The organism is Paraglaciecola marina (assembly GCF_004360155.1).
Classification (GTDB): domain Bacteria; phylum Pseudomonadota; class Gammaproteobacteria; order Enterobacterales; family Alteromonadaceae; genus Paraglaciecola; species Paraglaciecola marina.
Genome location: NZ_SAIS01000033.1, coordinates 17,651 through 31,392, shown reverse-complemented (window position 1 = coordinate 31,392; position 13,742 = coordinate 17,651). Strand labels below are relative to the sequence as shown.

The 13,742-nt window shown below is 38.4% G+C and carries 9 protein-coding genes; 6 read left to right on the top strand and 3 right to left on the bottom strand.

Features of this window, described 5'->3' with window-relative positions; translation table 11 throughout:
- Positions 1–116: 116 nt before the first annotated feature.
- From EOK74_RS19505 to EOK74_RS19495, 3 genes are all read left to right on the top strand, one after another.
- Positions 117–2,348: an ATPase, T2SS/T4P/T4SS family gene (locus tag EOK74_RS19505; RefSeq protein WP_133471796.1), complete on the top strand. Its 2,232-nt coding sequence runs from the start codon at positions 117–119 to the stop codon at positions 2,346–2,348.
- Positions 2,349–2,541: 193 nt separating this feature from the next.
- Positions 2,542–2,889, top strand: coding sequence for a VOC family protein (locus EOK74_RS19500; RefSeq protein WP_133471795.1), 348 nt, complete (start codon positions 2,542–2,544; stop codon positions 2,887–2,889).
- A gap of 109 nt (positions 2,890–2,998) precedes the next feature.
- On the top strand, positions 2,999–3,244 hold the full coding sequence (locus EOK74_RS19495) for a hypothetical protein (RefSeq protein WP_239024184.1): 246 nt from the start codon (positions 2,999–3,001) through the stop codon (positions 3,242–3,244).
- A 107-nt stretch (positions 3,245–3,351) separates the two neighbouring features.
- Here the strand turns inward: EOK74_RS19495 and EOK74_RS19490 are convergent, their stop codons facing one another.
- Positions 3,352–6,999 (bottom strand): cadherin-like beta sandwich domain-containing protein, encoded by a 3,648-nt coding sequence (locus EOK74_RS19490; protein WP_133471793.1) that lies wholly within the window; start codon positions 6,997–6,999, stop codon positions 3,352–3,354.
- A 306-nt stretch (positions 7,000–7,305) separates the two neighbouring features.
- A complete protein-coding gene (locus EOK74_RS19485) occupies positions 7,306–9,846 on the bottom strand; it encodes a winged helix-turn-helix domain-containing protein (RefSeq protein WP_133471792.1) in 2,541 nt (846 codons plus the stop codon).
- A 281-nt stretch (positions 9,847–10,127) separates the two neighbouring features.
- Here EOK74_RS19485 and xthA point away from each other — a divergent pair, with 281 nt between their 5' ends.
- The 3 genes from xthA to EOK74_RS19470 all read left to right on the top strand — a co-directional run bounded on the left by xthA (position 10,128) and on the right by EOK74_RS19470 (position 12,406).
- A complete protein-coding gene (gene xthA, locus EOK74_RS19480; protein WP_133471791.1) occupies positions 10,128–10,934 on the top strand; it encodes an exodeoxyribonuclease III in 807 nt (268 codons plus the stop codon).
- A 15-nt stretch (positions 10,935–10,949) separates the two neighbouring features.
- Positions 10,950–11,609 (top strand): energy-coupling factor ABC transporter permease, encoded by a 660-nt coding sequence (locus tag EOK74_RS19475; protein ID WP_133471790.1) that lies wholly within the window; start codon positions 10,950–10,952, stop codon positions 11,607–11,609.
- A 110-nt stretch (positions 11,610–11,719) separates the two neighbouring features.
- Positions 11,720–12,406, top strand: coding sequence for an alpha/beta fold hydrolase (locus EOK74_RS19470; protein ID WP_133471789.1), 687 nt, complete (start codon positions 11,720–11,722; stop codon positions 12,404–12,406).
- Positions 12,407–12,513: 107 nt separating this feature from the next.
- Here EOK74_RS19470 and EOK74_RS19465 read toward each other — a convergent pair whose 3' ends face one another.
- Positions 12,514–13,701: a P1 family peptidase gene (locus tag EOK74_RS19465; RefSeq protein ID WP_133471788.1), complete on the bottom strand. Its 1,188-nt coding sequence runs from the start codon at positions 13,699–13,701 to the stop codon at positions 12,514–12,516.
- Positions 13,702–13,742: the final 41 nt, after the last annotated feature.

Genomic DNA, 13,742 nt, shown 5'->3' with positions numbered 1-13,742 from the left:
TGTCCTTATACTAAGGATTAAAGTAGGCCTTATACTTAGAAAAATCATACGTGAATGGTGCTTAATGTTAGCGCCATTAATGAAATTAACTATAAATAAAAGAAAGCGAAGTTCCTATGTTAAACGAGTCATTGCGATCTAACTTAATTGAAAGTATCAGTGCAACTGTGCACCAACACCCAAGTTTAGAGACGGCCTTCGCTGATATTGAACCTTTAATTTTAGCGGCATTCAATGCACAGCGCTTATCGCTTTTTCAAAGACGAACGCGCAATAGAGATCTAGTTGCCAGACATAAAACCGGTTCACAACCTCGCGAAATTAAAGTAACCCTAAATACCCAATCTATTGCAGGGTATGTGGCAATGGCTCAGCAATCCATAGTGGTAAACGACCCCTATGACCAAGAAGCCATACAAAGTGTTCATTCAAAATTAAAATTTGATAAAAAATATGATCGATTAAACCGGTTTAAAACAACCAATATTCTATGTGTACCCGTTAAGCACGATGGGATCTTATTGGGCGTGATGGAAATACTAAATAAAGAAACTGGCGACTTTGATAATGAAGATTTAGACCTAGCAATAGAAGTTAGCAAAGTTATCGGAGAAGCCTACCAATATGAACTAGGTGGCACATCCCAGCCATTTGAATATTTAGGACATAAGGGATTACTCGACCCTAAAATACTTAACAACTTATCAAACAGCTCAAATATTAAATATGCCACGTATCTTTTAAACACCGAGCATGACATTAACGAAGAACAAATATGTGAAGCCCTTTCCATATACTATCAAGCACAATACATTGATTATTTGCCGACCCAATATCACGCATCTCACACTGATATTAAACTTAATAATGAATACCTAAAACACAATATGGTAGCCATAGTGAAAGATGATAGAGGGCAAATTATCATCTTAATGTTTGAGCCAAATAACACAGCTTTACTGATGGAAATAGAAAATGCGTTGGGTACAGACAACTATCAATTAGCATTTAGTTTGCCCTCTAAAATTTTTCAATACTTAGGGGAAAATAACGAGACCGAAACCCGCAGCGAATTTGATGATATTTTAGGTGAAATACATACTTCAGAAGGTAGTGTTGAAAAAAGCGAAGAGTTTGTTGATGACGACGAACCAGCCATAGTCAGGTTAGTTTCAAGCGTACTATACGAAGCAAAACGTTTGAATGCTTCAGATATACATATAGATCCAGAAGATGGTAGCCCTACCCTAGTGAGAATGCGAGTAGACGGTATTGTCAGAGACTTAAACCAAGTACCTGAGTCACACCATAACGCCTTGGTATCTAGAATTAAGATTATGTCTGGCTTAAATATCGCTGAAAAACGTGTTCCACAAGATGGCAAACTAACCTTCAATGTCTCTGGGCAAAAAGTCGATGTGCGTGTAGCCACAATCCCCACAGTAGTGGGTGAAGGCGTGGTGATGCGTTTGTTACCCAGTGGAGAGGTACTGCCATTAGATCAAATAAATTTAGCAGGACGTAATGTCCAAAAACTAAAAAGTTTGGTATCTATTCCCCATGGAATTTTACTAGTAGTCGGTCCTACTGGCTCAGGTAAAACCACCACATTGCACGCCATACTAAACCATTTAAATACCCCGGATAGAAAAATATGGACAGCTGAAGATCCAGTAGAAATTAAACAGTACCGTTTACAGCAAGTGCAAGTAAATCCGAAAATAGGCTTTACCTTTGCTAACGCCTTACGCTCATTTTTACGAGCCGATCCAGATGTCATCCTAATTGGTGAAATGCGTGATAAAGAAACGGCAAGTGCCGGTATAGAAGCCTCTTTAACGGGTCACTTAGTGTTATCTACTTTACATACTAACTCTGCTCCAGAAACCATCACCCGTTTATTAGATTTAGGCATGGACCCTGTTAACTTTTCAGATGCTTGTTTGGGTATATTAGCGCAACGTTTAGTGCGAGTACTTTGCCCGCACTGTAAAGAAAAACACAAACCAAACGACACTGAACTAGCCTTCATTAAACGTCACTATGGCAAACAATATATTGAAGAATTAAGGCTTAACTCTGACACTCACATTTATCATGCGAAAGGCTGCCCAGAGTGTGACAATACTGGTTATAAAGGCCGTACCGGTGTTCATGAGTTATTGTCAATGAGTAATGAACTTCGTAGCTTAGTGTATAAAGGCTCATCTGTTGCTGATCTGAAAGATCAAGCCATGAAAGATGGAATGCGAACCTTAGTGCAAGATGCTCTGCAAAAAGTACTTAAAGGAGATACAGACATCACCCAAGTACAAGTATTAAGTGGTATCGGCACCGAAATGCACTAACTAAACCACTCTAAACATAATCCCAAACTAAGGCCAATGTAATCTTTTACTTGGCTTTTTTTATGCCATACATTTAGCGTTAAAAAATACTGGCGCTTAGCCCTTTCTACCGAATATACTCCCCTAGAGTAAACTGATATTGTATAGCGTTAAGCCTCTAATTTAAATCAACAGACCAAAAGAGAAAACCATAATGAAAGTCGATGATATTAGAGCATTTTTACCAAGCAAAGATTATGAAAATTCCAAGAAATTTTACCAAGCGATTGGGTTTAAAATGGATTATGTATCTGACGACCTATCTCTTTTCAGTAACGGCGAATGCAGCTTTTTTATACAAAACTATTACAATGAAGAATTAGCAACAAACCTCATGTTTCAACTCATAGTGTTAGACATAAATGTAGCCTTTGATCTTGTTTCTAATCTTCAAGGTTTTGATATTAAATTTGCTCCTATTACCCAACAAGCGTGGGGCAAAGTGTTTTACTTATGGGGACCTTCTGGAGAGCTCTGGCATATTACTGAATTGACGAGCTAATATCAGCCAAGCAAATTTGTTATCATTAGATAACCCACCACCTTTACTAATAAAATAAGTACATTAAACATTTATGAAAAAAATGCTCACAACATTATTTTGGCCAATTTTGAAATTTTTCGAAGTCGGACAAGAGCCTCCTAATTACAAGTCATCCCATCGATTAGCTTTAAATGTACTTGGTGCACTTTTTATATTTTTATCTGGCGTGTCAGCGGTTTCTGCCTTTTATTCTGAAGTGACTGTAGGTGCTGTGATACCCGTAATCGTGTTTTTCTTGGTTGGCCTAGTCGCGCTAGTCATTGGTTCATTAGGGACAAATCGTGCTGTTGCTAAAATATGGGGCACAAAATGACCAAATATTGTTATTAAGTTCAAAGCACTCAGTTAACCCAAAGCATATTTTGGTTAACTGAGTGCTTTAAAGCGAGGAAGTCAATGACTAAACAGACCTAATTTGTATTATTGATTAACGTGGCTGAAAACAAACACTGCGCCTTCAGAGTCATTATAGCCTGACGCCCCAATCGCGATATGGTCAGCCGAAATTGCACAGCTGTTAATACCTCCAAATAACATCCGACCAATGGCCGTTGAGGATTTTACATAATTCGATTGTAACCAAGTACCTTCTATATTTTGAAAATAGTACGCAGCTCCCCGTCTACTTTGAGTATTATCACTTTGGTCTCCATCTATAACAGTTGCAGCGCTATATTCCCCAGAAGCTCCAATAACAAATTGATTTTCTGTCATTGCAACACAGGTCCCAAATTGATCATTACTATCGGTATTACTGGCTTTGATGTAGTGACTTTGCTGCCACGATCCTTGGGTTCTTTCAAACATATAAGCAGCCCCCGATGTCGAAGCATTAGAATTTGCAGAGTCTCCATTAATTCCAGTTGAGTCACTGTTATCTGCGAATGCTCCTACTAATAAATTATCGTTAAAAACATCAACAGCCACACCAAATCTTTGCCCTGCATGAGAGTTTGAACTTTTAATAAATGCTTGTTGCGACCATGTGCTATTTTCATCAACAAACACCCAAACAGCGCCAGAGTTTAGGGCATCATCATTATTTGCAAGACTATTTATACCTTGTCCATCACTATCTTCGAAATCACTACCCACGGCTAAGGTATTCTCAAACAAAGATAAGTCAGAGCCAAACAAGTCTTGAGCATTATTAACCAGTGGTTTTATATAGGCGTCTTGAGACCAAGCATGATTACTACGTTTAAAAACATAGACAGCACCAGAATATTCTGACAACGTATTGGTTTGATCGCCATTAATACCAGTTGCGTCGCTACTTTCTCTCGGTGCACCAATAGCTATAGTATCGTTATAGATATCTACGGAGTAACCAAAGAAGTAATCTTTGATTTCAACATGAGAAGGTTTTAAGTAGGCTTGTTGTATCCATTCACCATTTTCTTTTATAAACACATATGCCGAACCTATATTTCTGTTTGTAAAGTTGTCTTGTTCTGCTTCAACCCCAGCATTAATGTTTTTCTCTCCATAAGCCCCTACAACTATAGTGTTTTCCCAAATTGCAACACTAAAACCAAAAGCGTCATTTGATTGCGTATTACTTGCCTTTAAATAGGCCGTTTGTTGCCAAATAGCTTGGTTTCCAACCAAACTGCGTTCAAATACGTAAGCAGCACCTGACCCTGAATGAAAACTGCTATCTTGATCTCCATTAATTCCTGTTGCTTCACTGTCTTCACCAGATGCACCGACAACCAAGATATCTCCATAGACTGCAACCGAACGAAATAGATCACTTCTTTCAGCATTTGAAGCCTGTAAAAATGCTTCTTCTAGTAAGGACGCTTCAATTGGCAAACTGGCTCGAGTAACCAATAGGTTGTAACTGATCATGTCTGAGTCGTTTTCTGCAGTAACGACAAACTCAAATAGATTATCACCTTCTAGTAAAGGCTGGCTCTGGCCATTTACAAACGCCACACCATTTAATTCAATCGTCGCGGCAGGGTCTGATGTGATTAATTGAAAAGTAACATCCTGAACCGAGGACTCCACACTAGCCGTATATTCTGTAGTTAAAGAGTTGAATTCTGGGCTTAATATGCCGCTCGAAATAGCAAGGTTTGCAAGCGATGCATCATCATTAAGAATTATTACCTCACTAGCACGGGTTACCACTACCGTATAATTTGCCGTATCAGTGTCATTTTCTGCTGTGATAACAAATTCAAACTCATTAACGCCTTCAACTAAAGGTAGTGTATCGCCATTAACATAGCTTGAGCCATTTAACATTGAACTAGCCGAAGGGTCTGATGTGATAGCCGTAAAGTTAATCTCTGTAACCGCATAGTCTACATCGACAGAGTAATTGATTGTCGTTGAGTTAAATAACGGATTTAACATACCTGTTGATATATCTAAACTAGAGAGTAGTGCGTCGTCATTAAGAACAGGTGGCGCAATAACTTGGCTAGCACGGGTGACCACTACCGTATAAGTTGCCGTATCAGTGTCATTCTCTGCTGTGATAACAAATTCAAACTCATTAACGCCTTCAACTAAAGGCAGTGTATCGCCATTAACATAGCTTGAGCCATTTAACATTGAGCTAGCCGAAGGGTCTGATGTGATAGCTGTAAAGTTAATCTCTGTAACCGCATAGTCTACATCAACAGAATAATCGGTTGTCGTTGAGTTAAATAACGGATTTAACATACCTGTTGATATATCTAAACTAGTGAGTAGTGCATCGTCATTAAGAACAGGTGGCGCAATAACTTGAGTAGCACGGGTGACCACTATCGTATAAGTTGCCGTATCAGTGGCGTTTTCTGCCGTAATGACAAACTCAAATTGATTAACGCCTTCAACTAAAGGCAGTGTATCGCCATTAACATAGCTTGCCCCGTTTAGCTCTAAGTTTGCCGAAGGGTCTGATGTGATAGCTGTAAAGTTAATCTCTGTAACCGCATAGTCTACATCAACAGAATAATCGGTTGTCGTTGAGTTAAATAACGGATTTAACATACCTGTTGATATATCTAAACTAGTGAGTAGTGCATCGTCATTAAGAACAGGTGGCGCAATAACTTGAGTAGCACGGGTGACCACTATCGTATAAGTTGCCGTATCAGTGGCGTTTTCTGCCGTAATGACAAACTCAAATTGATTAACGCCTTCAACTAAAGGCAGTGTATCGCCATTAACATAGCTTGCCCCGTTTAGCTCTAAGTTTGCCGAAGGGTCTGATGTGATAGCTGTAAAGTTAATCTCTGTAACCGCATAGTCTACATCAACAGAATAATCGGTTGTCGTTGAGTTAAATAACGGATTTAACATACCTGTTGATATATCTAAACTAGTGAGTAGTGCATCGTCATTAAGAACAGGTGGCGCAATAACTTGAGTAGCACGGGTGACCACTATCGTATAAGTTGCCGTATCAGTGGCGTTTTCTGCAGTAATGACAAACTCAAACTCATTAACACCTTCAACTAAAGGTAGTGTATCGCCATTAACATAGCTTGAGCCATTTAACATTGAACTAGCCGAAGGGTCTGACGTGATAGCCGTAAAGTTAACCTCTGTAACCGTAAAATCTACATCGACAGAGTAACCGGTTGTAGATGAGCTAAACACCGGACTTAATATACCCGTCGAGATATCTAAAATAGCCATTTCCGTATCATCGTTGAGAACGACTTCTTCTCTTGAAATAAGTAAACTATAGGTGTTAGTACTACCATTGTGAGCCGAAACCACTAACTCAACCTTATTGATCCCGTAACCTACACTCGCAGTAAAAATTGAGTCAGTTGCACTTAGTTCTTTACCATTTATTGTCACAACTAAGTTTTCATTCGACATACTTGGATTGACTTGTATCTGCTCAACACCTTCCTCAACATAAACAGAATACGCATAAACATCCTCAGAGAATGAAGGAGAAAGAGTTCCACTAGATAAAGTCAAACTGCTTATCATTGCTTTTGATGCAGATACATCTTTTTCAGAGTTTTTACTGTTGTCTGAACAGCTAGACATTTGCAACATTAAACATAGTAAAAACATCCACGTCCAAAATCGCCCGGTTACATATGGCATAAGTATTCCCTTCTTAATTCTATTAGTTATATGGTGTGTGACTTGTATGTAAGTGACCTAGCCTTAAAGGCATGGTTAAACGGGAAAACATTAATATTTGGAAAGTAAGAAAACCTGATAAAAAGCTAAAAAAACCTAAAATATTGAATTAACACAAAAGAAATTTTACGAAAAGTTATGTAATACCTTGTAAAGCAAAACTGAAATGAAAATCAGAAATATCAAAAAACATATTTTATTTCATCAACTTATGAACTTATAAAAATAACAAACTTTAATATTGCAGGTACACAAAATCAGTTTTGACTATTTAGAGAAGGTAGCGAACTTTGCAAGCAACAGATCTTTCTCAAATCTCTTTGCAAACAACACATCCCTATAATTATACTCATACTCAATGACGTCAACAGCGAATTGATTTCGCTTAAATTGCTCTAAAACAGCGCTCCTAGGATCATGTTCAAATAGACTAATAAATTGCTGATAGCCTTGTTCAAGTTGGTCGACATATTCTGTCTTGGGGGTTAACTGATTTTGCAACCAGAGGGCTCGAAAATTGAGAAGGTAAGCACCGGGGTCATCATTTTTGAGCGACATGGCTAATGATGACAAGCTTAAACTCTCTGTCATGGCAAAGTTACCTTCATTTGTTTTACCGCTACCATACAGCAATATAGCTGAGAGTAACCGTTGTTCACTGGCCACTCTGGTTAACGCATAATGACTTGAGTTTTTTGCCATAGCTTTATCTAAATGCAGCCTAGCGTTTGACAAATGCTCTGAGGCTAGCTTAATGTTTCCAGTCATTAAGTACTGTTTGGCAAATAAAAGCTCACATTGACTTAATTCTGCGATTGCTTGCATTATAGAAGGCTTTAAAATCAAACCATTGGTGTAATGTTCAACACAATTAATTATCGGTACAAAAGTGTTGTTTCCTAAAGCGTAATCATTTTGGGCCTGAATTAAACTTATTAATCCAGAGTTAAATATTGCCCATACATATTCCTTTTTTAAAGAAATGGCGGTATTTGCGGCTTCTAATCCATCCCGTAAAAACTCGTTATACTCCTGTTCATTATAGTTGGCAGATGTGAGTAAATTAGCATATAAATCCGCCACATTATTGTATGTATAATGAAACGATGGGGCTAGAAGTGTAGCTTGTTTATATGCATCTATCGCCAACTCAACCTCTTTAATGTAAGGCTTACCCTGAGATGCTTTCCACTGGGCCAAAGACGAATAAGCACTACCTAAATTATCAAATGCCGGAGGTTGATTTTCATCTAAAGTAAGCACGGCTTTATATAAACTAGCGGCATGCTCTAACATAATAGTAGGGTCTTTACCTTTACTAACGGCTATACTAGCCCAAGTTTTGTATAATCTAGCTTTTGTATGACGTAAAAACTTATTTTCCACATCCAATTTCAAACCTTTATCGGCAATATCAAGTGCACTCAAAATGTAAGGTTCTGCATCCTCACCTTTGCGGTGAACATATAATGCTTCAAACATTTTTAGTAAACTTGCATTCTTTGCCAACTCAATACTCATATTCCCCAGCAATAATTGCTTGGACAGTGTGGCTTCACCAGCTGAGTAGGTAGCATGTAAATTTTTGTCTCGTGTACTGTCAGTAATGATCAAATACAATAACTGAATATGCGTTTCTGCATAGACGAGCTTAGTGTCATCAATATCTCTCATTAATTCGACAATTTTAATCACCTCATCTATGTAAGCCCTCTTTTGTGAAATACTGCTGTTCTCACTTATAGCAAGATTAATGTAAAACAACGCACTTGTTCTTAGTGCATTAGTATCAGCTGAGTTTAGAGCGATATTTAGTGCACAAAGGTTAGACCCAGCGTCAGCAAGCGCATCTATATCATCAAGAAAACCGCCTTTGTATAATTGAATTTGGTCAACATACAAATCACATAAATACAAAACATCTTCGCTAGCTGAGTCTTTAAATAAACCTAATTCATACATAGCCGAATAGACAAACAAGTCACTAATACGCTCCCAGATACGGCTACCGTTATCATTAATTAGTGTTTTTGATGCATTGTAAGTGCTATTTTTTACCAGTTGGCTGGTCTCAGTATTCACTAGCTGTAAACGAATAATATAATGGCTATCTTGCTCGATAGTGTGAGACTCAACTACATACTCTAAGTCGAAGTCATCAAATAGCATTTTAAAACTCTGATTGTTACTCCATGCCCTAAGCAAACTACTATTTGATACAACATTTATACGAGTATGGGTAGCCATGCTATCTAACAAGGCACTACTTAAACCGGCCCCATTAAAATGGATACCTTCACTTGTTGGCCCAATATTAGTTAGTTCGCCAGGTAATATTCCTATTGATGTTTGCTCTGGAGTTCCTTGATCAATTGCTATCACGTATCGACCCAAAATCACGATACAAACAAAGGCAATAACTAATATAATCAAAGTACTGTGGCTGAATTTAGACGGAGGTAAAAGTTGAGGCTGCAAAATACCTTTTGTTTGTTCATCCTTAGTGATTGCAGCAAAGTTAAGCCTGTAACCTCGTTTTGGTACAGTTTTTATTAACTTGTCAGCTTCTATTTCCTTTAGTTTTTGTCGAGTGAGACTAACTAAATTTGTAAGAGAATCATCAGATACTACAGAGCCTTTCCATATTTCATCAATTAAGGCTTGCCTTGATACTTCATGGCCTTCATGCTCAGATAAAATCTTAAGTAATAATGCGCTTTTGTCTGCTAAATTAACACTTATGTTAAATCGACTGATTGTTAAACGTTCACTGTCTAATTGACAATCTCCGATTGTGATTACTTCCATAAATGCAACTCAATCCTTCAAAGCTTGGAAAACAAATAAACGACAATAAAACCAACAAGAGTTTGTTAAAGTAGTAATTTAAAAGGCACATAGATAATCGAATACTAATTGCTAAAGTGCCTATGTTGAAACCATATCTTTCAATGATACAAAAATCTAGAACTAGATAGACGAATTTATTTTAGTACAGCGACTGTTCTTGCTACCATTGGCACTTGAACTAACAACTGCGACTCGCTTTCTGTTATAACCTTTTTCTTTATTCTGTGGACTCCAATTCAATGAAAGTTATTTCTTTTAATATCAACGGCATTCGTGCACGTTTGCACCAATTACAAGCACTTATAAACAAACACCAGCCAGACATTATTGGCTTGCAAGAAATTAAAGTGCACAACGAGCAATTCCCAATTGCTGATGTGGAAGCCATGGGTTATCACGTTTATTTTCATGGTCAAAAAGCCCATTACGGTGTGGCTATGCTATGTAAAAAACCTGCTATTGCGGTGCAATATGGGTTTCCTACCGATGATGAAGAAGCGCAGAAACGAATGATCATGGTGGATTACCCTATGGAAAATGGCGAAACCGTGCGAGTATTAAATGGTTATTTCCCCCAGGGTGAAAACCAAAATCACGAAACTAAATACCCTGCTAAACGTAAGTATTACCAAGACTTGATGAGCTACCTTAACGAGTATCACACTCCAGATGACAACGTGATTGTCATGGGTGACGTGAATATTTCCCACACAGATTTAGATATAGGTATTGGTGAGCCTAACCGTAAACGCTGGTTACAAACCAAGAAATGTAGCTTTTTGCCAGAAGAGCGTGAATGGTTAAACACGTTAATTGACTGGGGCTTTACCGATGGATTCCGTGATTTACATCCAGAAGAAGCTGAAAAATACAGCTGGTTTGATTATCGTTCTAAAGGCTTCCCAGATAACCGCGGGCTGCGAATAGATTTAATTTTAGCCACAGCTAAATTACATAGCACAATCACAGAAGCTGATGTGGACTATGAACTAAGAGGGTTAGAAAAACCTTCTGATCATGCGCCAATCTGGTCAGTGTTTAAATAAGTGTAATTTAGAACTATGGATCAAATACAGTTTACAGATATACAAGCCATTGCAGCCGTTCTTACTGTTGTGGTTTGTTTTGTGATTGCTAAAAGGTTAACCTTCTCGCGCTTAATCTCTGATAAGAAAATTCAACATTTAGTATTTGGCAGTGCCGCCAGTTTATTTGTTTTGTGGATGTTCAGAGCAGGGATTTATGATGGCTTAAGTGTGCATTTTTTATGGTTATCTGCCCTACCCTTAGTATTAGGTTTTAGGTGGGCTATTTTTAGCGCCTCCCTAGCTCTAATAGGTGTAACCATAGCAGGCCAAGAACATTTTAATATGTTAGGCGTAAACTTTTTAGTAGGTGTATTGGCTCCCATAGCGCTGGCCTATGGCATATACAGCCTGACGTTTCATAAATTACCTAGGCATACCTTTGTTTACATATTTTTGTGTGCCTTTATACCTGGGGCATTATCCATAACCTTAAAAATGTTCAGTCTAAGCGGCTATTATTTTTTAGACGGCATCTACCCTTGGTACGTAATACAAGACAACTACTTAATTCTCACCACCTTAATGCTCTTTCCAGAGGCTATGTTCAATGGGATGACCATTACCTTGATGATTATTTATAAACCAGAGTGGGTGTATACGTTTTACGACAAGTTATATTTGGATGATAAATAGCAAAGCTTGATTTCGCAGTATTAGTAGAAGTGATTTGAGCCTTAACCGTTTAAAAAATACCATGTTTAAAAGGTTATAGGCTTAAATTAACGCTACGGGATAATACTAATATGCAACTAATTTTTATTCATGGTTCAGGTGGATGCAAAGAGATATGGAAATACCAAGCTGAATATTTTGATAACGCTATTACTGTTAATTTGCCAGGCCACCCACATGGCAACTTGTGCATCAGCATCCAAGAATACTCAGTTTGGCTAGATGAGTTTATACAAGAACAAGGTTTTAAAGATGTAGTCTTAGTTGGCCACTCTATGGGAGGCGCCATAGCCCTACAATATGCGTTAGACCATCCCCAAAAACTAAAAGGCTTAGTTACAATAGGCAGTGGGGCCAAATTAAAAGTCCCAGTAGAGGTTTTTGCCTTACTTGAAAAAGCACTCAGCAATCCAGAAATAGTAAGTCAATATATTAACGCAGCCTATACATTTATCGATCCAGAGTTACGCCAAATGATTCAAGCTCGGGATCTAGAAAACACGCCAGCGGCACTTTTAAATGACTTTAGAGCCTGTGATGGCTTTGATGTATTAACAAGACTTAGCGAAATCTCTATCCCAGTTTTAGCCATTGTTGGTGATAAAGACCTACTCACGCCCCCCAAATATACTCGGTTTTTAGTTAACAACATACAGAGCGCCCAAGAGTTAGTCATAACAAGAGGTACACATTTTGTTTTTGCAGAACAGCCGCAAATAGTAAATCAAGGTATTGAAGAATTTATTCAAACTCTTTGAGTTTAAAAAAACTGTGTTTAAGGGCATGAGGGTTACTTAAACATTTTTGAACTGGGTGTCACTAACGAAACATTAGCTGCCCATATCAAGAATATAGGCAGATAACCTTAATTAACCTTCTTAGGCGATAAGGTTTCATCAAAATTAGTCACCTTATACTTTTCAACAATCTGTTTTACTTTCTCTATATCAATTGCTTCTAGGGAGCCTCTAGTGGTTGTCACCGTTTCTGCTTTCAATAAAGCGTTGTAGATTGATTCTTGTATGGCTTCTACCACAGCTTGAAATAAAGGAGACATGGCAGAGTTACTTAAGATCTTTGTATTAACAGGCTCAGTACTACCTCTTACATGCCTTACATCTAGGTTAGTTGAAAATGCAACCACATAATCACCCGAACCGTTATGGGCAACAGAGCCAGTGCGGGCTAACCCCATCATAGCGCGCTTAGCCAAGCGGCTTAAATTGCGAGACAAAACAGGCGCATCAGTAGCAATCACCATCATTATTGAGCCACCATCAATGGTAACTTCGCCACGGCGAGCTTCTTCAAGTTGAGTTTTATAAGAATATTGTCCAAGCTCTCTGCCCACTGGCGCGCCGTTTATATTTAGATCTCCACCAAAGTTAGTTTGAACAAGCACACCAACTGTATAGCCACCTAGGGATTTTGGTAACACACGAGAACTAGTGCCAATACCGCCTTTCCAACCAAAAGCTTGGGTGCCTCTACCAGCACCTACACTGCCCTCTTCTACAGGACCACCTTTTGCAGCTTTTAATGCGGCAAGTGTGTATTCTTTTTTGGCACTGTCAGGGGACCACATGTTATTTACCTTACCGTCATTAGTCTCACCAACTATAGGATTTAAAGAATGTTGTCCTGTATCTGTTGTAGCAAAAAACCAATCACTAATAGCATTAGCTGCTGTCCAAACACACTGGGTACAACCTAAGGCGATTGGCGTTTCAATCTCACCAAGCTCTTGTACCTGTGTTGCCCCCACTAACTTGCCGTAGCCATTACCTGAATAAATCCAAGCAGGGATAGGATATCGATACATATTATGGTCGGATGGTATAATCGCTGTAATACCCGTTCTTATATCGTCACCAATATTCACTGTGAAATGACCAACTTTTACTCCCGCAACATCGGTTATTGCATTGTATGTTCCTGTAGGGATTGTCCCTACATCAATACCAATATCTCTAGCTCGGGGCCTAGTGTTTTCAGCATAAACTGCTGTCGTGCTTAATAATATCCCCACAACTGCTAAAACTTTTAATCTCATTTTCTCATTCCTATTTTTGTACATTTTTATTAGCACCAAGG